The organism is Hymenobacter wooponensis, assembly GCF_004745865.1.
Taxonomy (GTDB): domain Bacteria; phylum Bacteroidota; class Bacteroidia; order Cytophagales; family Hymenobacteraceae; genus Hymenobacter; species Hymenobacter wooponensis.
This window is the reverse complement of sequence record NZ_SRKZ01000002.1, coordinates 723621-743789: the sequence shown is the minus strand read 5'-3', so window position 1 is coordinate 743789 and position 20169 is coordinate 723621. Positions and strand designations below refer to the sequence as shown.

The window sequence follows — 20169 nt, the reverse complement described above, 5'->3', positions numbered from 1 at the left end:
CGATGGGATAAAGTCCTCTCCTTTTTGCGGGATGCCGTACTTTTACTTTTCCATCCCAACTCATCCGTTTACTACTTCACCACCTCACCGCTATGTACGCCACCCTCCAGCCAGATCTTGAGCAGCAGCTCCAGGAAATCAAGGAAGCCGGTCTTTATAAAAAGGAGCGCATCATTACCTCGCCCCAAGGCGCGGAAATTGAAACCACTGAAGCCGGTGAGGTGCTGAACTTTTGCGCCAACAACTACCTAGGCCTCTCCTCCCACCCCGAGGTGGTGAAAGCGGCTAAAGAAGCTATTGATACGCACGGCTACGGCATGTCGTCGGTGCGCTTTATCTGCGGCACTCAGGATATTCATAAGGAGCTGGAAGCCAAGCTGGCTGAGTTCCTCGGCACCGAGGACACCATTCTGTACGCGGCAGCCTTCGACGCCAATGGCGGCGTGTTTGAGCCATTGTTCAGTGAGCAAGACGCTATCATTTCTGATGCGCTCAACCACGCTTCCATCATTGATGGCGTGCGTCTCTGCAAAGCTCAGCGCTACCGCTACGCTCACAACGACATGGCCGACCTGGAAAAGCAGCTCCAGGATGCCCAGGCCAAAGGCACCCGCCACCGCATCATCGTCACCGACGGCTCATTCTCCATGGATGGCACTATCGCTCAGCTCGATAAAATCTGTGATCTGGCCGACAAGTACCAGGCTCTGGTGATGATTGACGAGTGTCACTCTATGGGCTTCCTGGGCAAAACCGGCCGCGGCACCCATGAGTACCGCAACGTGCTAGGCCGCGTTGATATCATTACGGGTACGCTGGGCAAAGCCCTGGGCGGCGCCATGGGTGGTTTTACTTCGGGCCGTAAGGAAATCATTGACATGCTGCGTCAGCGCAGCCGCCCATATCTGTTCTCTAACACCTTGGCCCCAGCCATTGTAGGTGCTAGCCTGCGGGTATTGGAGTTGCTTACGGAAAGCACCGAGCTACGCGACCGGCTGGAAGAAAATACCAAGTACTTCCGCGAAAAGATGACCGCCGCCGGCTTCGACATTAAGCCCGGCGAGCATCCCATTGTACCAGTCATGCTCTACGACGCCAAGCTGGCTCAGGAGTTTGCCGCCAAAATGCTCGACAAAGGCATCTACGTAGTAGGGTTCTATTACCCCGTAGTGCCCAAAGGTCAGGCCCGCATTCGGGTGCAGCTGTCCGCTGCCCACACCCGCGCGCACCTCGATAAGGCCATCAACGCCTTCATTGAAGTAGGCCGCGAGCTAGGCACGCTCAAAGACCGCAGCGCCCAACAGCCCGAAGCTGGGCAGGTAGTGACTAATACGCCGTAATTACCATCCGCTTACCTATAAAATGAGAACCCACTTTCAGCGAATGAAGTGGGTTCTTTTTTCAATATGATAAGACTCTACCTTGATATAGACGGTGTATTGTTGACCAAGCGCAACACGCAAAGCCCTGACTTTGGAGCAGAATTTATAGTGTTTGTGACGCAGTACTTCGACTGCTATTGGTTGACTACTCACTGTAGAGGCCTAGCACACACTGCAGTACAATATTTGGCTAGCTTTTATGGAGTTAGCACGCTGCAGCATCTTCAAGCTGTGAAAGCAACAATGTGGGAGACCTTAAAAACGGAAGCAATCGACTTCTCTACCGATTTCTACTGGCTGGAAGATGCACCGTTTAAAAGTGAACAACTAGCGTTGCACAAGCACGGGCTGACAGATAGGCTTTTACTTGTTGATCTAGACCTAGACAAAGCCTTCGAGCTCAGGAAACACAAAATGTATTTAGAGGAACTTCTGACGGCTACTGAGTAGCCCTACGCCGCCACTTCCGCTGCTGTAGAACCCGTTGAAGCAGTCGGCTTGGGGGCTACATCGAACAGGAACTCGTTGAGGCGGGCCCGCAGGTCGGCAGAGGCTAGGTTGCGGAAGACTTCACCGCCGCGCACCAAGGAAATCTGGCCAGTTTCTTCGCTCACAACCAGTACAATAGCATCGGTTACTTCCGTTAGGCCGATGGCAGCGCGGTGGCGTAGGCCCATGGAGGCGGGTACATCGGGGTTTTCGCTGACGGGTAGAATGCAGCGGGCGGCCTGAATGCGGCCACGGGTAATGATGACGGCCCCGTCGTGCAGCGGACTAGTTTTGTTGAAGATACTCATGAGCAGGCGCTTGCTCACGGTGGCGTCAATCAGGTCGCCGGAGTCGGCGAAGAACTTCAGGTCGGAGGCCATGCTGAAGGCGATGAGCGCGCCAGTTTGCTTGCCCGCTAAGCTTTTAGCGGCTTCTACAAAGGGCGTAATGTTCATGCGTTCCGAAGCCGCCTCGCGCCGCCATGGGAACACCCGCACGCGGTCTAGGGCCGTGGCCTTACCGATGGTGAGCAGAAACCGCCTGATTTCCTGCTGAAACAGAATGATTCCCGCCAGCACCCCCACGCTCATGAACTGGCCTAGGATGCTGGTGAGGAGCTCCATACCGGTGGCCTTCACCACCAGATAGAGCAAGTAAATGGACATGAAGCCCAGGAAAATCTTCAGCGCCACACTTCCCGTCAGCAGTTTGTACAGCTGATAAAACAGCACCGTGACCAGCAGCACGTCGATGACGTCTACCCAGCCTATGCGCAGGAAGCCGACGGTGAAGAAGCCAATCACGGGGAGAAGGGTGGGAAAGTGTTAGATACGAGCTGCACAGTTTGTACAGCCTCGGCCACATCATGTACGCGCAGAATCCGGGCCCCGTTGACCAGCGCCAGGGTATTCATGGCAATGGTGCCCGCTAAGGCGGCATCGGCCGACAGGCCTAGCGGCTTGTACACCATGCTTTTTCTGGACAGCCCCGCCAGCACCGGCAGGCCTAGTACTTGCAGCTCCTGCAGGCGGCGCAGCAGCTCATGGCCCTGCTTGGGCGTTTTGGCAAAGCCAAAGCCGGGGTCTAGCACCACGTCGGTTACGCCGTGGCGGCGTAGCTCCGTTAGCTTGTCGCGGAAATAGCGCACCAGCTCCAGCACCAAGTCATCGTCATAGTGCGTGAGCTGGGTCATGGTTTGGGGCGTGCCCCGCATGTGCATCAGAATGTAAGGCACTTGCAGGCGGCCCACAGTAGGTAATAGCTCCGCATCAAGCTGGCCGCCGCTAATATCGTTAAGAATATCGGCCCCGGCGGCTACGGCTTCTTCGGCCACGCTGGCCCGGAAAGTGTCGGCGGAGATAAACGCCTCGGGAAAGGCGCGGCGCACGGCGGCAATGGCGGGTAGCAGGCGGCGCTTTTCCTCGTCAACGGAAATATCTTCGGCACCGGGGCGGGAGGAGTACCCGCCCAGATCGAGGATGGCGGCCCCCTGGCCTAGCATCTGCTCGGCGCGGCGCAGCAGCTCATCCTCAGCCCCGATGCGGTTACCAGCAAAGAACGAATCGGGGGTTAGATTGAGGATGCCCATGACTTGCGGCCGGCGCAAATCCAGCACGCGCCCACCGGGGCAACGCAGGGTTTGCCTGGGGGAAAAACACGTATCTTGCGGGGCCTGGAGCATGGTTTCTATGCAAATTGAAGCTATTCTCTCCCTCACATCCTGAGCCATTCTTCGCCCGAGGCGACGACGCTGGAGCTTACCACCTCAGAACGGCTACCCTGGTAATGACTCAGGCTGCCGCGATAGGATGCTTCCGGCGTCAGGAGAGTGCAGGAAAATAGTAAATGCCGTTTCCCAACAAAATAGGCTGAAAAACTTGGAGAATCAAACCCAGCACGAGTACGACCGGGTAATCGAGCAATGCCGCCGGCTGTTTCTGGCTAAAACCCACGACTACGGCACGGCTTGGCGCATCTTGCGTCTTCCGTCGGTCACCGACCAGATTTATATCAAGGCCCAGCGCATTCGCAGCATTCAGGAGAAAGGCACCCAGCTGGTGGCCGATGGGGTAGAGGAGGAGTTTGTGGCCATTATCAACTACTGCATCATTGCCCTCATGCAGCTAAGCCTGCCCGCCGACGCGCCCCTGGACCTGGAGCCCGATGCGGTGGCCCAAGCCTATGATGCGCAGGTAGTGGAAAACCGCCACCTGCTGTTTGCCAAAAACCACGACTACGGCGAGGCGTGGCGGCAGATGCGCGTGGAGAGCATCACGGATATTATTCTGATGAAGCTGCACCGCACCAAGCAGATTGAAGATCTGCACGGGCTCACGCGCGTATCTGAAGGCGTGGAGGCCAACTACCGCGACATGCTCAACTACGCCGTGTTTGTCCTGATCAAAAAAGGCTTTGCGGACCTGAACGCCTAGTGGCCTAGCGCACGCCGAAGTATAAATATTTGTCTTCCTCAGGGCGGTAACTCACCTTGCTTCGTAACAACGCGTGTCGTCTGGGCGGGCTGCCGTTTTGCCTTGTGCAGAGGCTACCCCGCCGGATGCCGTTACCTTTATGAAATCAAGCCGTTAAGCTCCTCAAGAAGTACGTTCTATATGAAACAAATTACCCGTATCTGCTGGCTGCTGCTGGGGGTGGTATTTATCTTTTCGGGGCTGGTGAAGCTCAACGACCCGGTAGGTACTGCGCTCAAGCTGGAAGAGTATTTTGAGGTGTTCAGCAAAGACATTGGCTCTTTCTTTCACGTCTTTATTCCGCATTCTCGCACGCTGAGCATTGTGCTTAGCTCTCTGGAAGTGGTGCTGGGCGTGGCCCTGCTGCTGCGCTGGATGCTGCGCCAAGTGCTCCTGACGCTGCTAGGCCTGTTGGTGTTCTTCGGCTTCCTGACCTTTTACTCGGCAGCGTTTAACAAAGTAACGGACTGCGGCTGCTTCGGCGACTTTATCAAACTCACGCCCTGGACTTCCTTTGCCAAGGATATGTTCCTGCTACTGCTGTGGGCCGTAGTGTTCTTCAACCAGCGCTACCTGCGTCGGGTATTTGCCAAGGGTACGCTGGGGGTTATGTACATCACCATTGCGTCGGCGGTGGCCATTGGCATTGGCGTGCGGGCGCTAGGCCACTTGCCCTACTTCGACTTCCTGCCCTATAAGGTGGGCAACGACATTGGAAAGCTGATGAAGCCCCAGGAGCAGGCCAAGTACCAGTACGTGATGGAGCGCAACGGCGAAACCAAGACGTTCTCAGAGTACCCCACCGACTCAACCTGGAAGTATAAGAGCATGGAGGTGCTGAACCCGCTCACGTCTAAGCCCGTCATCACCGACTTCTCCGTGTTTGATGATGAAGGCAAAGACCACACTCAGGAAGTATTGCAGGGTAATAAGCTGCTGCTAATTGTGCAAGACGTGACTTCTGCCGACCGCGACCGATACAAGGAAATTAACAACCTACTGGAGGGCGCAGCCAAATCGAAAAAGCCCCTGACGCCGCTGGTAATTACCAGCAGCAGCCCCGCCGCCTTTGATTCTTACCGCCACGACGTAAACCTGGCCGCTCCATTCTACTTCGCTGATGCCACCGTGCTGAAGTCCATGATCCGCTCTAACCCCGGCCTGGTATTGCTGCAGAATGGCGTGGTGAAGGGCAAGTATCACTACCACGATATCCCCGAGCTGGGAGATTTGGAGGCGAAGCTGTGAGCCGAATACTAGGGTTTGTGCTGCGGCGCCTCTGGCAGGGGGTGCTAGTGCTGGTGGGCGTGGCCCTCACGGTGTTCTTCTTGTTCAATGTGCTGCCCGGTGACCCAGTAGCCCTGTTGGCCGGCCAGCGCTCCGATGCGGCCACCCGTGCCGCCATTGCCGCCGACCTCGGCCTCGATCAGCCCCTGCCCGCCCAGCTGGCCGGTTACCTAAACGATGTGTCGCCGCTAGGCCTGCACCCGCGCGATTCGGCGGGCGTGGCTAAGTACGGGGGCGTTACGCTGCTGCCACTGGGCCAGAAAGCGTTGGTGCTCAAAACGCCCTACCTGCGTCGGTCTTTCCAGAGCAACAAAGAAGTACTCAGCATTCTGCTCGACCACTTCACGGGCACCCTGTGGCTGGCCGTAGCGGCCATGCTCATTGCGGCCGTGCTGGGTATTACGCTTGGTATTGTAGCAGCACTAAAGCCGCATTCCTGGCTGGATCGGCTACTGGTGTCTACCTCTGTGCTGGGCATTTCGGTGCCTTCGTTTGTAGCGGCTATTCTTATTGCCATCACCTTCGGGTTCTACTGGAGCTCCTGGACCGGCCTCAACCTCACCGGCCAGCTCTACGAAACCGATCCGTTTACCGGGCGCCATTTGGTACTGCGCAACCTGCTGCTGCCCGCCTTTGCGCTGGGTATCCGTCCCCTGGCCGTTATCGTGCAGCTTACGCGCTCTTCTATGCTTGATGTGATGAGCCAGGACTACATCCGAACGGCGCGGGCCAAGGGCCTGTCGGGTTACCGCACGGTGGTAAGCCACGCGTTAAAGAACGCCTTAAACCCCGTCATTACGGCTGTTTCGGGGTGGCTGGCTTCCTTGATGGCGGGTGCTTTCTTCATTGAGTACATCTTCAACTGGAAAGGCTTGGGCACCGTTACCCTGCGGGCCGTAGAGAACCTAGACTTTCCCGTTGTGATGGGTGCCACTATCTTTATTGCGGCTCTCTTTGTGCTGGTGAATATTGTGGTAGACGTTTTATATGCCTTCATCGACCCCCGCGTGAAGCTGGGGTAAGCCAAGTAACTGCTTGCTAGGCCACTCTGGTAATTGGGCTTTTCTTTTCCTCACTGTTCCTTCCTCCACTTATGCGCCTTCACCTGATTGGTATGCCCGGCGCGGGCAAAACTACCTTAGGCCGGGCCTTAGCTACGGCCTATGAAGTGCCATTCCGCGACCTGGATCAGGAAATTGTGCGCCGGGAGCAGCGTAGCATTCCGGATATTTTCTCGCAGGATGGAGAAGAGTACTTCCGGGAGCGGGAGGCGGCCGTGTTGCGCGACCTTATTGCGGAGCTGCCCAGCCTTGTGCTATCAACCGGAGGCGGTACTCCTTGCTTTCACCAAAACCTGGATGTGCTCCTGGAAAGTGGCCTAACGCTGTACCTCGCAGTGCCCGTGTCGGAGTTGGTGCGGCGCCTGCAGCGGCAGGCCGCAAGTAGGCCCTTACTGGCGGCGCTGCCCGATGCTGCTGCCCTGGAAACCCGATTAACTGAAACCTTGGCTGCCCGTCAGCGGTTTTACGACCGTGCACCGCTGCGGTGTGCGGCCCCTACTTGCTCGGTAGAGGCTGTGCGGCAGTTGGTAGAGCGTTACAACGCCGCCGTCTAGTTATCTAAGGTTCTGGACCGGCGTTTGCGCAAGCATGACTATTTTTGCGTATTCATCAATTCTGCCTTGGTATGAACTCCACTTCCGAAGCTTCTGAACCTGAAGTAAAAGTAACTCCGGTTAAAACGCCTGATGCCATCAAGCCCAAGCACAAGGGCTCGGCGCAGCTGTTTAAGAACCCGGTGTTGGAGCGGTTGTCGCACACGCACATTGCGTTGCCGACTTCTATCTTTATCATTACTGCCTTCGTGAGCCTGTATTATGGTATCACGCGGGGCTTTATAACAGGGGCGTCGGCGTTTGGCTTGTTTCTGCTAGGCTGGTTTATGTTTACGTTTGTGGAGTACGTGATGCACCGCTACTTGTACCATATTCCGGCTACCTCGCCCGGCCGCGCCAAGTTTCAGTACACCATGCACGGCGTGCACCACGAGTTTCCCAAAGACAAGACTCGGCTGGCTATGCCGCCCATCATCACGGTATTCGTAACCTCGCTGCTGTTCTTCATTTTCCGCTTCACGTTCGGTAACGCGGTATTCGGTATTCTGGCGGGCTTTGTGTTTGGCTATGCACTCTATCTGTTTGTGCACTACGCCATTCACGTGTATGCGCCACCAAAGAACTTCCTGAAAGTGTGGTGGACTCACCACGCCCAGCACCACTACCGTCAAGATGAAATTGCCTTTGGCGTATCCAGCACCCTCTGGGACCACATCATCGGTACCATGCCCAGCAAGGCAAAATAATCTAGGCCACCTACGGCATTAAAAAAGCCCCCGCAGCTACTGCGGGGGCTTTTTTAATGCCGTAGGTGGCCTAGAACAATGCTAGGGCCGACGACGAAACTTATTTACAATGAACCACAGCAGCAGTACAATCAGGAATACGCCAATGAGGCCCGTCCAGGCACCTGCCTTAAAGATGGAGCCGATGGCATCGCAGCTGCTCAGCGAGAAGGTGAACAGAACGAGCAGAAAGAGTAGAGGTAGGCGCAGGGTGTTCATAGGTAGCAAAGGGAGAGAGTGAGTAAAAGTGCCGCTCATCATGGGCAGCGCCTATAATCATACTCTGGCTCAAGCTAAAAGGTTAGCGTAGGGCACGGGTGCTACCCACGTACAGTGGAGGTTGAGTACGAAAATTATCGGCTGCTAGGCCACCTGCCCAGGCCTCTTCGCTCAGAAAGGAAGTAAGAGAAATCTGCAGATCGGCTATTCCCCTCGCCTGCAGAATTTTTGAAGTTCTCAGCCCTCTCCGCCGTTTATGAGCTTACTTCTTTGCCTGATTGACAACGGGGTGGTTGCTGAGTGGTAGGGGGCGCGTGAAGTCCACACCAGCTAACGCTTGATTGTTCTGCTGTTGCTCAGCCTGCCGCGCGGCAGAAGGCGTGGCGGTTCGCTCAGTAAGCACGTTGCCGCGCTCATCCCGAACTTGTACAACCAGCTTCTGCACCGAAGGCGAAACCATAAGCACCGAGCCCGGCCGCACCTCCACCCGCATGGGTTCAAAGGGAAGTACGTCAACCACTGCCGTAGTGCTGAGGTCGTTGAAGTGGTAGGTATGAGTGGGGCTGGGCAGCGCTTGATATTCGGCCGTAACTAGGCTTTTGCCAACCATGAAGTTGTACTGCAGTTGCTCAAGCGCCTTGGGCAGCCGGGGCGCCAGCGTTAGTTGGCGGTTAGCCATATCGGGCCGGATGCCGAGGAAGTGCTGATACCACACCCGTAGCTGCTCAGCATTAGACCAGGCCTGCAGGTAGGCGCCCGTCAGCTTAGGCCACGCTTGGCCTGGGTGGGGGTAGGCATCCAGGTTTTCGCTTAGGCCTCCCACAACTCCCTGCGACAGGGCCTGCCGGTTGGAGTTGGCAAACAGCTGATAAGCGGTTTCTACTTGCCCGGCTTCCAGCATACGCTGCATGGCAATGCCATTTAGCCAGGGCCAAATGGTGCCGCGGTGGTAAGCCGCATCCTTGTGATAGAACTCGGGGGCCAGGTGGTAGGGGTGAAACTGCAGGTCGTAACGGTCTAGGGTGGCTACGCCCCAGGGGTACACCAGCTCAGTCCAGGTTTTGCGCAGCGCCTGCCGGGTAAAGGCTGGGTCGTTGATCAAGTCAAAAGCGAAGAGCTGGTTGGGGCGTAGCGTGAAGTCGGCCTTGCCCTGCTTGTCTAGCCGGTCGGCGAGGTAGTTGTGCTGGGCGTTGCGGTAGTCTTGGGCGAAATGGCCTTTCACCTGCTGAGCCAACTGCTCCCACTGCTGTTGGTGAGCCGCATCCTTCATGTAGGCGGCAAAGTAGGCTCCGGCCCGTAACTGCTCGTACCACAGCGCCTGAATATCGTTGGCCCGACTCGCCCGCGGGGTGTAGGACACTAGCTTGGCGTCGCGGGCATCCATCCAGGTTTCGTTGTCCTCGTGCAGGAGGTAGCCCTTCTCGTCAACCCAGTGCTTCAATGAGCCCTCAATGCTGGCCTGCACATTGGGGTACAGTTGCCGCACCAGTGAGGTGTCGCCGGAATACTTCACGTACTCCTGCAGGGCAATGACAAAGCGCGGGGTGCCATCGGTGGTGTGGTAGTCGATGTTGCTGGGGTTGACGATGTTCGGCACCCGCCCAAAGTATTTCGATGAGGCATCGAGCTGCTGATACTTGGCGAAAGAGAGCAGGATCTGGCGAGCCGTGGCAAATTGTCCCGTTACCAGAATAGCCCCAGGGAAGGAAATAAACTCGTCGCGGCCCCAGTATTCGTTGAACCAAGGCAGCCCCGCGTAAATCCCGTCGCCCTGCTGGCGGGTCACCAACTGGTCGGTAGTAACGGCTAGCCAGCGTAGGGCCTGCGTTAGGGAGTCGTTGTTGGAGGTGATGTAAGCATTGGTTTGCAGGTGCTCCCGCAGGCGCTGCTGCCGCGCTAGCTTAAGAGCTACGCTATTGCGCCTTCCTTCCGCAATTAGGGCGGTTGCCTCCGCTGCATCCTGGCCTACGGCAATGAAAAAGCCTTGGCCAGCGGCTACTACGCGTTGGTCTTGGAGCGTAAGCGCCTGCTGCTGGCGCGAAGCCACTGCAATGAGGTAGTTGCCTTCCCGCGCCGAGAAGAGGGCTATATCTCCCTGCTGGCGCAGAAAGCGCACCTTCTCGCCCTTAAGTTGAATACCCACTGGCTGCGTTGCGCCGGTCAGGTCAATCTCCAAGAGGTTTTTGTGGTCGAAGAGCCAGAGCTGTTCTTCTAGGCCAGGGCTGTGCTGGCGCACCAGTTTCTCGGGGTACACCACTACATTGGCAGTGCGGTTGTCGAGCAGTTGATCACCCACAAATAGGTCGTATCCCCCGAATACGCGGTTTTTGGCTACGTTCATCCCCTCAAACCAGCTGTACTCGGGGTGCGTTACCGCGTGGGTTTGGGCGCAGTAGTAGGCGGCTTCTTTGTTGGTGAAGGAGGCAATGCGGTTAGCCGAGGGCGGCACCGCTATTTTCATGGTTTCCAGCACATCGGTCAGGTTAGCGGCTCCTGGTCCTGCGGTACGGGTAGGGGTGGTTTGGGTGCAGCCCGTGGCAAGCAGAAAAGGAACGAGCAAGGAAAGTAATCGGGAGCGGCGCATAGAGACAGTAGTGCGTTTGCCTGGCCTAGCGCTTCAGCAACAGACCAGTAAACGGCGGAACGTAAGCCGTAGATAGGCGAGTGAAAATAACCACCTAGTAACTGCCACTGGCAGCAACCAGGTAAAGAAGGCCGAAGGTACTCGCTACCTGCTCAAGTCAACCTGAACTACACGGCCTCTAGGCCACTCATTCAATAGAAAGATGCTACGTTGGTGTACGTCGCTCCTAACCCCGTGGCTAAGGTCAAGGAGCCCACCCAGCGCTCTGGATAAACTCAGCTAGGCGCGGGTCAGTAGCAGACAAAGGCGGCAGCCATATGTCAACCGGCTCCCGATTCCACCACCGCCCCTGGGCATTGCCTGGTTGCGCAAACGTGTAACGGTAACGCACCGCCCTGATATACCGGGGCGGCCGCTTGGGGAAGGGGTTCTGCGCGAACAGGCTGACTACTCCCGGGTCGTTGTGCAGAAGCTTCCACACCAGGTTAAGCGTCCAAGGGTATTGCGTCGGCGACGACATGGCGGCAAACCACATCTGCCAGTCTAACCGCAGCTGATAGGGCGCAATTTGCGGCGGCCGCTGATCCAGGGCTACGGGCAGGCCTTTGTAGAGGTAGGGCTTCCAGGTGGCCTGTTCGTCGGGGTTTTCGTCCATAGTGCCCTCAAACACCACGTTCAGCCGCTCTTTCCCCACCGAGCCGAAGGCCCCATAGGTATTCACCAAATCGAAGGGGTCGAAGGAGGTGTTCATAATTTGCCCGGGCGAGACGATGTTCAGGGCCGGCTGAACACTTAAAGCGGCAAGTAGCGCCGTCACTGCCCAGGCCGTGATGCGCATGGGGCGAGAATCTTCGGCTTGCTCTGCCGCCACCGCGGCCCGTTGCACCAAACGCTTAGGGAGAATCTTCGCCCAAAACCCATCATCGAAGCACGCCAGCGCCGGCACAATGGTCAGCCAGTTGAGAAAGGAGAGGTTGCCGCTGACGATGATGTTGAGCTGGAATAACACGATGACCACGCCCGCAATGTGGCGGGCCAGGCGGGGCCCAAACACGAAAAAAGGCGCCACCACTTCGGCCAGCCAGTTAAACCACACGCCTACTTGCAGCAGAGTGCGCGGGAGAAAATGAAACCACCGGCTCAGTGGCCCCGGTATTGGCTGGGTCTCGAAATGATAATACAAGGCTGTGCCGTTACGCCAGACTTCATCGCCCCGCAGCTTAATCAAGCCCGCCCCAAGCATAATGCGGAAGTTCAGCCACCGAAACAGCACGATGATAGGCATGGGGGGCGCATACCGCGGAAAAGGGCGCAGGTCGAGCAACGGGCACAGAAAGATGGCCAGGAAACCAGTTTCCGTCAGCTGAATCTCCCAGCCGTAGCCATACCACTCCTGGCCTACGTGCACGAAGGACATGTACAGCAGCCACAGCACCGTCAGCACCACGGCATTGGCGTAGCCCGCCACCACTACGCAAGATAGTATCAGACCAACCCAAGCGCCAGTGAGCAGAGCCGCATCAGAGTGGCCTAGCCAAAACACCGACGGCAACCGCCAGAAGCCCGCGCCCTCTGAGCCAAAGGCGCTACTCACCTGCTGGAGGTAGTTCCCCACTGGCAAGAGGCCATGGGAGCCGATGAGCGGAACAATTTGGTTGATGGCTACTAGAAAGGCAATGGCATAGAGTGCCCCAAGCAGGCGCAAAATAACAATGCGGGTGAGCCAATAAGTAGGAGAGGGGCTGAGCGTGTGAGGAGCGCTTCCGGCATCAAGTTCCATGCTGCTTCCGAGTACTAAAAGGTGTGTCTCCTAGTACTGTCTCGCCTGCAGCAAGTTATAGATGAGCAGGAACTGGGTAAGGCAGAGCCGACTGGCCTACAGACCTAGCAGCGCCTTAATGCTTCATGCCCTCCATACCAGGCGTGTGCTGGGACTTGCCTAATTGGTCTAGGGCTGCCCGGAACCCTGTTGCTAGTTGCGCCGCCGGCCCGCGCCCGTAGTAGTGCAGGAACATCATGCGCGGCTGGTCAAAGAGCATGTGGTTATGCACCGCTACCACTTCGAGATTATGAGCACGAAGAGCTTTAATAACAGGGTTTACTTCGTGCTCCAACATGGCAATGTCTCCGGCAATGTGGGCATCCGCCTGTTTCCCGGCAAACGAAGCCCAGGAGTTTAGGCCAATGGCGGCCGTCATCTCCGTGTTCATCATGACCACCTGCAAATCATCGCGGCCTACGGTGTACTTATAGGTAGGGCCATTTACAGTGCCTTGGTAGCCGGTTATCTTGTCTAGTGCGGGCAGGTCGAAGAGCTCTTTCCCAGTAGCAGCGGCTCCGGCAGCAGGCGTAGCTGTGTTGCCAGCTTGCGCCCCGGAGGCTGGCGGGCTTGGCGGCTGGTTAGCAGGCAGCAGCTTAGAGTCTTTGAGCGTAGCGGCAAACTTACGGGCAAGTTCGGCCGGGCTCCCCATGCCGTGAATGTGCATGTAGAAAATCCGGGGCTCCTCGTAGAAGAAGTGGTTGTGCACGGCCCCAATTTCCAGCCCGTTAGCCAGCGCAGCCGACATAAGAGGCGCTACTTCTTCCTGCAGCAGAACCGTGTCGCTCATGAGCATGGCTGATTTTCCATCCAGCGTGTGCTTGATAGCGGCCCAGCCCCCAAAACCAAAGGGAATAGGCACCGGCTCTCCCTTGATCTTCATCTTCAAGTCGTTGCGCGGCAATGCGGTGCTGTGCGTGGCCTGAGCCTCTACGTAGGTGCCTTTTTTGCCTAGAGCTGCCTCAATGCTGGCAATTTCGGCGGTAGTTAACGCCGGAGTATTGCCTTTGGGTGGTTGCGCCGGAGTGGCCGCACTAGCGGCATCGAGGCCTAGCAGCGAGGTAGCGCTGAGCAGTGCCGTACTACGCAGGGCATCTCTGCGGGAAATAAAATGACTCATAACACGCAAGCGAGAGGGGACAGAAATAGGAAGAGGTTAGCCCAAGATAGCTAACATTCCAGACCAGCCGGTGGCTTGAAAGAGATGAGTTGAAGGTGCCAGGTAGGAATATGGCAAAGAAAAAGCCCGGTAAATGACTGCTGAAGTCGTTTACCGGGCTTGTGCGCTCCCTCCTGGGTGCGTATAACCGGCCAAGGTATTTAATTCAGGGTATTATTAGGTTTTGGGTCCTGATTTGTGTCCCGGTTTAGGCTGTACAGCGTACTTATGCTCAGCGGCACTTGGTACATGACCATTATGCTGGCTGATAGGTCCACTATGAAGCGCCACTTTTTGAGAAAAGTGGCGCTTCTTGGTTCCATGGACTCCGCTATTGGTATCCCTTCATTTGCTCTGAAGTTCGAATAGCAAAGAACAGTACCGGCCAACGAACCCGGCCTATGGCCGGATGAAACTGCCGGCGGCTCAGTCCCCGAAGCGTCGGCGCCGTCCAACAGTCACCGGTGGCTGGTAAGCCGGTGTGGCTGTGGCAGGCCGGCTATAGATTTCATACAGCCGTTTCTCTGCCGAGTAGCCGGAAAGCTGGCTTTCCTCCTCCCAGGTCAGCGTTTTCTCGAAGCGGGCCCGGTGGCGCAGGTGGTGCACGTAGGGGTCGTAGTAGCCTTCCCGCAGGCGAACCACCACCTGTATTTTGTCGTGCAGGTACTCGTGCGCGATACTATCGACGTGGTAGATGGCAGAGCCGGTGACGCCAGATATAAAGCCTAGTTCTACTCCCTCGCCTACTTGCGGCGGTACTGCCAGCCGGCATAAGAAGGTAATGTAGTCTCGCGGCCCCGGCACGCAAAACAGGTACTCGACCTGCCGGAACTGCAGCACGTCAGCATCTTCCTGAATCAACCCCAGAAAGTCATCGTGCCAGTTTTCCGCCCACCGCCGGAACACGGCCGCACTGATACCCAACTGCTGCTGAAGTGACTTGGCCGTGGGCAGTTTCGCGTCCGACGGCAGGTCCATCAAAGCGGCTATCAGCGGCGCGTATTCTTTCTTCTGGCCGTACAGCTTCTCCATGGCCGGGCGTACCTGCAGGAGGCTGTACAGCATGTCTTTCGTGCCGATAGGCGGCTTGGGGCGTTCAGTGTAGCGCATATAACAAGATGCGCAGGCTAAGCGAGAAAACCTGTTGCAGGCACATCAAGCCGGTACTTCACCACCTACGCTGAGCAGCCACTGACGGTAGCCGGGTAAATGCTCATCCACAAAACGGCCCCACTTCTGCCACGAAAAGAAGCTGCTGGGATGCCTGATAAAGAGTAGCCGGGTTGCCTCCCCGGCCGCATTGGTCACGGTGGCCAGCCGGGGCGTCGTCTTGCCGATTGCCGGCCGCCGTTCCGGTCCGTCTATTGTATAGCCGTGTCGGCGTGCTGCGGCCTGCATTTCCTCCGTGTAACCGCAGATTTCAACGCCTGCAAACAGGCAGTGTCCCGGCTGCAATAAGCTTATTACGGCGAAAAATGTATCCCATGCAGCCTGATAATCCTTCTGGGTGGGGCGGGCCCGTGCGCTTGCCATAGGTCGCTGCACCCGGTTGAAGTAGGCCACCGACGACCACAAACGCTGTTTCTGCTCCCGGGAGTGCTGCCTGCCGTAGAGTGCTCTGGTAAGTGCCGTAGTGAATTTGGTAGGCTTGGGGGGAGTTTTAAAGCCGTGGTCGAAAACGAAGTACCGGGTGAACTCAGGATTGTCCAGATAGGATTTGACCTGTACCGGTGTTTCAGAATGATGTGTCCAGTGGTAATGACTTTCCCCTACTATCAACAGCCGTTGGCAACGTGGCAGATATGTGTAACCGGTGCCCACCCAAGGCAACCAGTGCAACTGGTCGGCGGTGCTCCGTAGTGCTTCGTCGTAACGGGTATCAACAGCCGCCCGGTGACGGTCGGAATGGGCCATAAGTAGTAGTAACAGATAGGCGGTTCAGCTATTACAGCACCTTCCCCCGCACTATTTCCAGTACCCGCCACATATACCGGATATCCTCGGCTGCCACCGTCAGGCTGCCGGCGTTTTCATTATCGGAGTGCAGCACCAGGTAGCCCTTCGTCAGCAGGTCGTTATCCTTGATACGCTTGATGGCAAACTGGCTGCCGAACACCACGGCGTACACCCCGCTCACCGCATACTTGCAGTCCTCCAGCGGCAGCAGTACCGCGGCTACCTGCATACCCGAGCGCAGCTGTGGTTCCATTGAGTCCCCGTCCACATCAATGACCCACGTTTTGCGGCCGCGCAGTTCCGGACTGGGGCTGTAGATGCGGATGGTGTCAAACTGCGTCGTGTCTAGGTCGCACAGGTCCCCAAAGCCAGCCCGGGCGGGTACCGTAATGTGTATCCAGTCCTCGTAGTCCTCCTCATCCAGCGGGTGGGCCAGGCGGGCATTGCCGTTGAGGCCCGGCGTAGCTTCCTCCATTGGCCCGATGCCGAACCACAGCCAGTTGCGGCTGATTTCCAGCTTGCGCACAATGGTTTCCAGCACGTCCTGACTAGGCTGGTGCCGACCGGCTTCCAGCTGCGTAACCGTCGGGCGCTTCACGCCCAGCAGGTCAGCCATCTGCTGCTGAGTCAGGCCCCGCACCTGACGTACTATCCGCAGACGCTCCCCTGCACTGGTGCGAAGGTTTTCTTCCGCCACCTCTTGGGCCAGAGATTTTTTGATGGTAGCAGATTGTGTCATATAGTTTAGTTTTTGTTACATTTGGTCACTCCTTTAGTGGTGAATTTGTAACAACATAGACAAATGTAACAAATTGAAACCAAATGCAACCATCTGAACTAAAAAAATCAGTGCCCGACCTGCGGGAGCTTTTACCCCACGGCTCCATCACGTACATCGCCCACCGGCTCGACATTTCCCGGGCGGCCGTTACCAAAGCCCTGCGGAAGGGTCGGCCTTCGCACCCGGCCGTGGCCGAGGCAGTTCGCCTTATAAAGGAGGCCGGCAGCCAAGCCGTGCAGCAGGATTTGTCCCAGCTTTCCAAATAACCCGCCGCCATGCTTCTGTACTTCACCGCCGACAAGGAATACCCCCGCCGCCCGCTGCCGCCAGCTCCCTACCTGCTCGAAGAGCCCTGCGCCGCCACCGCCGCCCTCGAAACCGCCGTGCGGTCCTGCCCCAAGCCCGATTACTTCGGCAACTACCCGTTCCCGACCCTGGCGCAGCGCCAGGAACTGTGCCAGTGCCTCGACAGCCCCTACCTCACGCACCGCGAGGCGGTATGGCTGGAGCTGTGGCGCACGCAGTTCGATACCGATACGGCCGCGCAGGTGCTCGGGCAGCTGCACATCATTATCCGTCACCGGCAGGCCACCGGTATTACTCCCGTACCGCACAACGGCGGCTATTTCTTCCCTGAACGAGCTACCCAACTCCGGCCATGACCGAGCTGACCACGACCACCGCCGACGGCCTGCACATCATCGTGCGGATGCCTGACGACCACCCCTGGGTGCGCGAGTCCCTGGAGAAGGCCTGCGCCGCCGAGGCCCGCCGCCAGATGGAAAACACCCCGGCGCCCGACCCGGCCTGCGCCGTGCCCCGCGCGGCCGAGTTGCTGGGTCTGCACCCCGAAACCGTGCGCGACTATATGCGCCTGCCCGACAACCACCCGCGCCGCCTGCACTACGTGCCCGGCGAGAGCAGCCGCGGCGACCGGGTGCTGCTGTCCCAGCTGCACGACTGGCAGCGCCGCAACCGCACCGACGCCGCGCTGATTGAGCCGGCCGCCGCTACTCGCCGTCGGCGGGCTGCCCGCCCGACCTGACCGGCGGGGCCGGTACCCGCGTGGTCAGGTAGCCGCGCACCTGCCACAGCTCGATGATGTCGGCCGCCGGTACGTGCATGGGCGCTATCCGCGCATTGTCGGCCAGCAGCTCCACCACCTGCCGGCGCTCCGTGATGGGCGAGGGCAGCCGCCGGACCAGCACGCTGCCGGGCACCACCACCACACAGGCTGAGCCCGGCGCCAGCAGGTCCCACCGCTCCACGAAAGAGCACACGGCCACGTCGTGCCGCCGGATGCCGGGGTGCAGCTCGTCGCCGTCCACCTCGAAGGCGCGGAAGGTGCCCGAGGCAAACAGCGGCAGCCGGAAGGTGCTGAGCTTGTCCAGAAAAGCCGGGTCGTCGTGGCGCTTGGCGTAAGCGGCCTGGTCGCGCAGGGGCACCATCAGGATGTTCTCGTGCCCGGTGTGGTCTACCGTTACGGCCACCACCCGGCCCCCGCTGATGCCCCGCTCCGGCAGCACCGGTGCCTTGGCGGCGAACAGGGGCAGGTCGTTGGCCGGCGCAGCCCCGCCGCGCAGCATGGGCCCGGTGCCCAGGATCAGCCACTCCGGCGACAGGTCCGGCCACGCCGTCAGCAGCTCCACGATGGTGTCGTAGCCCGGCTTGGCGTCGTTGTTCACCAGCTTGTAAACTTTTGAAGGCTTTTCGTGGCCCAGCTTCTGTGAAGCCTGGTAGGCATTCAGCCCGTGCGCTTCCAGAAAGGCCTTTATACGGTCGCCAACCTGCGTTTCCTGACTCATAGTGGGGTAGTGCTGTGGCCGGACCGTGCTGGTCACCGGCTTGTATTTCTATGCAAAGTACGCATCTGCTCACTACCCTCTGCTACCACCCGCTACGGTTTGTATGAACTATATTACCCATACCCGCGCCGCCTTCGCCTTCCTGGCCGCCGAGCCCACGGCCACCCCGCACCACGTCAGCCTGTACGTGGCCCTGTTCCAGCTCTGGAACGCCGCTCACTTCCCGCCCTCGGTGCTGCTGTTCCGCGACGAGCTGATGCGGGCTGCTCACATCGGCAGCGCCGGCACCTACCGCGCCTGCCTGCGCGACCTCACCGCCTGGGGCCTCATCACCTACCAGCCCAGCCAGAGCCAGCACCACCCCAGCCAAGCCCTCATGCACGAGCTGGGACCGGAAGCTGCCCTGCCCACCGCTACGCCCGAAAGTGCTCCAACCACAACCGGCTCAAGCCGTGGGTTAGGCCGTGGCGCAAGCCGTGGCCCGACCACCGGCCAAGCCGTGCCTCCTATTCTGAAAACACCGGTAACGGTAACAGACGAAGAAAACCCCACAGACTTTTCAAACGCATCTGCGGCGGGCGCGAAAAATCAGAAAGGCTACGCCGTGCTGGATGATTCGCTTTCAGCGGAGCAGCTGGCCGCGGAGGACTGTGCAGGCGAGGCCCCGAAAGAAAAAGTTGCGCCAAAAAGAAAAGCCCCCGGCAGGGGAGGAGGGCGGCCTGAGGTCCTGTTTGCCGAATCCGAACTGGCCGACCCCGAGGCCTTCATAGCCGCCTTTGCCGGCACCGACTTCGAGCTGGCCAACCTGCGCTTCTACCACCAGAAAGTAGCCAACTGGCGCAAGGACGGGGAGCCGCCCCGCCGCCGCGACTGGAAAGCCACCGCCAAAAATTTCATGCTCAATGACATCGAACGCAACGCCCTCGTACTCGCCCCCGCGCAGCCAGTCGCCGGCTACGGCACCCCCGCCCACGGGGCCGGGGCCCGAAGCGCAATTGCTGACTATTTCGACAGCCGCTACGCTTGAGCAGCTGGTCACCGTGTCCGATGAGCGCCCCCGCCTGCTGCTGGCCCGCATGTCCGTCGGCCTCGACTACGCCCAGGCCGCCGAAGCCCGCAAGCTGTTCCAGGTGCAGCGCAGCATCGGCGAAGGAGAGTTGCTGAAGCTGCTGGCCGTCATCTTCAAGGCCTTCGTCGATTCGGTGCGCGTGCCCCACAAGCCCGACGCGGCCGACCTCATCGAGTTGGCTGAAACGGTCATGCGCAAGTACAGCCACGACAGCCTCAAAGACATCATCCTGGCCCTGAAGGAGGCCCGCACCAGTGGCCGCAACTTCTTCCAGGAACTCGACCAAGGCAAAATCTTCGCCCTGCTCAATGAGTATTTTGACAAGAAAGCCGCCTTCCTCGAAAGCCGCCACCTGGACCAAAAAGCCCGGGGCGCCTCCGCACAGTCCCAGGCCGTGGCCACCCTCGGTGACCTAGCCCCGAAGCTCATGCAGCAGCTGGCCGACCGCATCCCTGACGACCACCCCAACCACGACGTGCTGCGCGCCCGTCTCAGCCTGCAGAAGCAGCGCTGGCGCCGCGGCCTGCCTACCCCCGACCCCGAAGAGTTCCGCCAACAGCAGCACGCCGCCGCCTTCCGCAACCCCCGCCCCGACTGGCAGGCCCGCCCCGATGCGCCCCTGGGCGAAACCGGAAAATATGTCCGGCAGCTACGCGCTGAGAATGAGCAGCAGCGGCTGCGCAACAGTGCCTGAAGTCCTGCGGCCGTTAACCGTTATATTTGATGTTCATCAAGACAATACCCTGTC

Annotated in this window: 22 protein-coding genes; 12 read left to right on the top strand and 10 right to left on the bottom strand. The window is 58.6% G+C overall.

Going from position 1 to position 20169, the window contains the following annotated elements:
* Nucleotides 1–92 precede the first annotated feature (92 nt).
* Both kbl and EU557_RS09385 read left to right on the top strand, forming a co-directional pair.
* Complete coding sequence (gene kbl / locus EU557_RS09390) at nt 93–1340, top strand: glycine C-acetyltransferase (RefSeq protein WP_135530119.1); 1248 nt, start codon at nt 93–95, stop codon at nt 1338–1340.
* Between the two features lie 66 nt (nt 1341–1406).
* A complete protein-coding gene (locus EU557_RS09385; RefSeq protein WP_135530118.1) occupies nt 1407–1832 on the top strand; it encodes a hypothetical protein in 426 nt (141 codons plus the stop codon).
* Nucleotides 1833–1834: 2 nt separating this feature from the next.
* Here the strand turns inward: EU557_RS09385 and cdaA are convergent, their stop codons facing one another.
* Nucleotides 1835–2674, bottom strand: a complete 840-nt coding sequence (gene cdaA / locus EU557_RS09380; RefSeq protein ID WP_135530117.1) for a diadenylate cyclase CdaA — start codon at nt 2672–2674, stop codon at nt 1835–1837.
* Nucleotides 2671–3552, bottom strand: a complete 882-nt coding sequence (folP, locus tag EU557_RS09375) for a dihydropteroate synthase (RefSeq protein ID WP_135530116.1) — start codon at nt 3550–3552, stop codon at nt 2671–2673. The genes cdaA and folP overlap by 4 nt, the downstream gene beginning before the upstream one ends.
* 196 nt (nt 3553–3748) lie before the next feature.
* Between folP and EU557_RS09370 the strand changes: the two genes are divergently transcribed.
* The 5 genes from EU557_RS09370 (at nt 3749) to EU557_RS09350 (ending at nt 7990) form a co-directional block, all read left to right on the top strand.
* Nucleotides 3749–4303 carry a DUF1599 domain-containing protein gene (locus tag EU557_RS09370; RefSeq protein ID WP_135530115.1) on the top strand — a complete coding sequence of 185 codons (555 nt, stop codon included), beginning with the start codon at nt 3749–3751 and terminating at the stop codon, nt 4301–4303.
* A gap of 180 nt (nt 4304–4483) precedes the next feature.
* Nucleotides 4484–5590, top strand: a complete 1107-nt coding sequence (locus tag EU557_RS09365) for a BT_3928 family protein (RefSeq protein WP_135530114.1) — start codon at nt 4484–4486, stop codon at nt 5588–5590.
* Nucleotides 5587–6651, top strand: a complete 1065-nt coding sequence (locus EU557_RS09360; protein WP_342588225.1) for an ABC transporter permease — start codon at nt 5587–5589, stop codon at nt 6649–6651. Before EU557_RS09365 ends, EU557_RS09360 begins: the two co-directional genes overlap by 4 nt.
* Nucleotides 6652–6722: 71 nt before the next feature.
* Entirely contained in the window at nt 6723–7244 is a 522-nt protein-coding gene (locus EU557_RS09355; RefSeq protein WP_135530113.1) for a shikimate kinase, read from the top strand.
* Between the two features lie 71 nt (nt 7245–7315).
* On the top strand, nt 7316–7990 hold the full coding sequence (locus tag EU557_RS09350) for a sterol desaturase family protein (protein ID WP_135530112.1): 675 nt from the start codon (nt 7316–7318) through the stop codon (nt 7988–7990).
* An 81-nt stretch (nt 7991–8071) separates the two neighbouring features.
* Here EU557_RS09350 and EU557_RS25445 read toward each other — a convergent pair whose 3' ends face one another.
* The 7 genes from EU557_RS25445 to EU557_RS09320 all read right to left on the bottom strand — a co-directional run bounded on the left by EU557_RS25445 (nt 8072) and on the right by EU557_RS09320 (nt 16505).
* Nucleotides 8072–8248: a hypothetical protein gene (locus EU557_RS25445; protein ID WP_167855142.1), complete on the bottom strand. Its 177-nt coding sequence runs from the start codon at nt 8246–8248 to the stop codon at nt 8072–8074.
* 262 nt (nt 8249–8510) lie between these two features.
* Nucleotides 8511–10808, bottom strand: a complete 2298-nt coding sequence (locus tag EU557_RS09345) for an amylo-alpha-1,6-glucosidase (RefSeq protein WP_167855141.1) — start codon at nt 10806–10808, stop codon at nt 8511–8513.
* Nucleotides 10809–11076: 268 nt separating this feature from the next.
* A complete protein-coding gene (locus EU557_RS09340) occupies nt 11077–12612 on the bottom strand; it encodes a lipase maturation factor family protein (RefSeq protein WP_135530110.1) in 1536 nt (511 codons plus the stop codon).
* A 115-nt stretch (nt 12613–12727) separates the two neighbouring features.
* Nucleotides 12728–13771: a DUF1259 domain-containing protein gene (locus EU557_RS09335; RefSeq protein ID WP_135530109.1), complete on the bottom strand. Its 1044-nt coding sequence runs from the start codon at nt 13769–13771 to the stop codon at nt 12728–12730.
* A 465-nt stretch (nt 13772–14236) separates the two neighbouring features.
* Nucleotides 14237–14920 (bottom strand): hypothetical protein, encoded by a 684-nt coding sequence (locus EU557_RS09330; RefSeq protein WP_135530108.1) that lies wholly within the window; start codon nt 14918–14920, stop codon nt 14237–14239.
* 45 nt (nt 14921–14965) lie between these two features.
* Nucleotides 14966–15724, bottom strand: coding sequence for a hypothetical protein (locus EU557_RS09325; protein WP_135530107.1), 759 nt, complete (start codon nt 15722–15724; stop codon nt 14966–14968).
* Between the two features lie 31 nt (nt 15725–15755).
* Nucleotides 15756–16505, bottom strand: coding sequence for an XRE family transcriptional regulator (locus EU557_RS09320; protein WP_135530106.1), 750 nt, complete (start codon nt 16503–16505; stop codon nt 15756–15758).
* Between the two features lie 83 nt (nt 16506–16588).
* On the opposite strand from EU557_RS09320, the gene EU557_RS09315 reads away from it, so the two are divergent.
* From EU557_RS09315 to EU557_RS09305, 3 genes are read left to right on the top strand one after another with little or no spacing between them, the layout of a single operon-like run.
* Nucleotides 16589–16813 carry a hypothetical protein gene (locus tag EU557_RS09315; RefSeq protein ID WP_135530105.1) on the top strand — a complete coding sequence of 75 codons (225 nt, stop codon included), beginning with the start codon at nt 16589–16591 and terminating at the stop codon, nt 16811–16813.
* 9 nt (nt 16814–16822) lie between these two features.
* On the top strand, nt 16823–17209 hold the full coding sequence (locus EU557_RS09310) for a hypothetical protein (protein WP_135530104.1): 387 nt from the start codon (nt 16823–16825) through the stop codon (nt 17207–17209).
* A gap of 47 nt (nt 17210–17256) precedes the next feature.
* The gene (locus EU557_RS09305) at nt 17257–17592 is read left to right on the top strand and encodes a hypothetical protein (RefSeq protein ID WP_135530103.1); all 336 of its coding nucleotides are present in this window, start codon (nt 17257–17259) and stop codon (nt 17590–17592) included.
* Here the strand turns inward: EU557_RS09305 and EU557_RS09300 are convergent.
* Complete coding sequence (locus tag EU557_RS09300; RefSeq protein ID WP_135530102.1) at nt 17558–18352, bottom strand: helix-turn-helix domain-containing protein; 795 nt, start codon at nt 18350–18352, stop codon at nt 17558–17560. The genes EU557_RS09305 and EU557_RS09300 overlap by 35 nt on opposite strands.
* A 103-nt stretch (nt 18353–18455) precedes the next feature.
* On the opposite strand from EU557_RS09300, the gene EU557_RS09295 reads away from it, so the two are divergent.
* Nucleotides 18456–19379, top strand: a complete 924-nt coding sequence (locus tag EU557_RS09295; RefSeq protein ID WP_135530101.1) for a hypothetical protein — start codon at nt 18456–18458, stop codon at nt 19377–19379.
* Nucleotides 19348–20115, top strand: a complete 768-nt coding sequence (locus EU557_RS09290; RefSeq protein WP_245326218.1) for a hypothetical protein — start codon at nt 19348–19350, stop codon at nt 20113–20115. Before EU557_RS09295 ends, EU557_RS09290 begins: the two co-directional genes overlap by 32 nt.
* Nucleotides 20116–20169: the final 54 nt, after the last annotated feature.

Coding starts and splice junctions, on each gene's coding strand:
- kbl (WP_135530119.1), top strand. CDS start 93: ATGTACGCCACCCTCCAGCCAGATCTTGAGCAGCAGCTCCAGGAAATC.
- EU557_RS09385 (WP_135530118.1), top strand. CDS start 1,407: ATGATAAGACTCTACCTTGATATAGACGGTGTATTGTTGACCAAGCGC.
- folP (WP_135530116.1), bottom strand. CDS start 3,552: ATGCTCCAGGCCCCGCAAGATACGTGTTTTTCCCCCAGGCAAACCCTG.
- EU557_RS09365 (WP_135530114.1), top strand. CDS start 4,484: ATGAAACAAATTACCCGTATCTGCTGGCTGCTGCTGGGGGTGGTATTT.
- EU557_RS09355 (WP_135530113.1), top strand. CDS start 6,723: ATGCGCCTTCACCTGATTGGTATGCCCGGCGCGGGCAAAACTACCTTA.
- EU557_RS09350 (WP_135530112.1), top strand. CDS start 7,316: ATGAACTCCACTTCCGAAGCTTCTGAACCTGAAGTAAAAGTAACTCCG.
- EU557_RS25445 (WP_167855142.1), bottom strand. CDS start 8,248: ATGAACACCCTGCGCCTACCTCTACTCTTTCTGCTCGTTCTGTTCACC.
- EU557_RS09340 (WP_135530110.1), bottom strand. CDS start 12,612: ATGGAACTTGATGCCGGAAGCGCTCCTCACACGCTCAGCCCCTCTCCT.
- EU557_RS09335 (WP_135530109.1), bottom strand. CDS start 13,771: ATGAGTCATTTTATTTCCCGCAGAGATGCCCTGCGTAGTACGGCACTG.
- EU557_RS09330 (WP_135530108.1), bottom strand. CDS start 14,920: ATGCGCTACACTGAACGCCCCAAGCCGCCTATCGGCACGAAAGACATG.
- EU557_RS09325 (WP_135530107.1), bottom strand. CDS start 15,724: ATGGCCCATTCCGACCGTCACCGGGCGGCTGTTGATACCCGTTACGAC.
- EU557_RS09320 (WP_135530106.1), bottom strand. CDS start 16,505: ATGACACAATCTGCTACCATCAAAAAATCTCTGGCCCAAGAGGTGGCG.
- EU557_RS09315 (WP_135530105.1), top strand. CDS start 16,589: ATGCAACCATCTGAACTAAAAAAATCAGTGCCCGACCTGCGGGAGCTT.
- EU557_RS09310 (WP_135530104.1), top strand. CDS start 16,823: ATGCTTCTGTACTTCACCGCCGACAAGGAATACCCCCGCCGCCCGCTG.
- EU557_RS09305 (WP_135530103.1), top strand. CDS start 17,257: ATGCCTGACGACCACCCCTGGGTGCGCGAGTCCCTGGAGAAGGCCTGC.
- EU557_RS09300 (WP_135530102.1), bottom strand. CDS start 18,352: ATGAGTCAGGAAACGCAGGTTGGCGACCGTATAAAGGCCTTTCTGGAA.
- EU557_RS09295 (WP_135530101.1), top strand. CDS start 18,456: ATGAACTATATTACCCATACCCGCGCCGCCTTCGCCTTCCTGGCCGCC.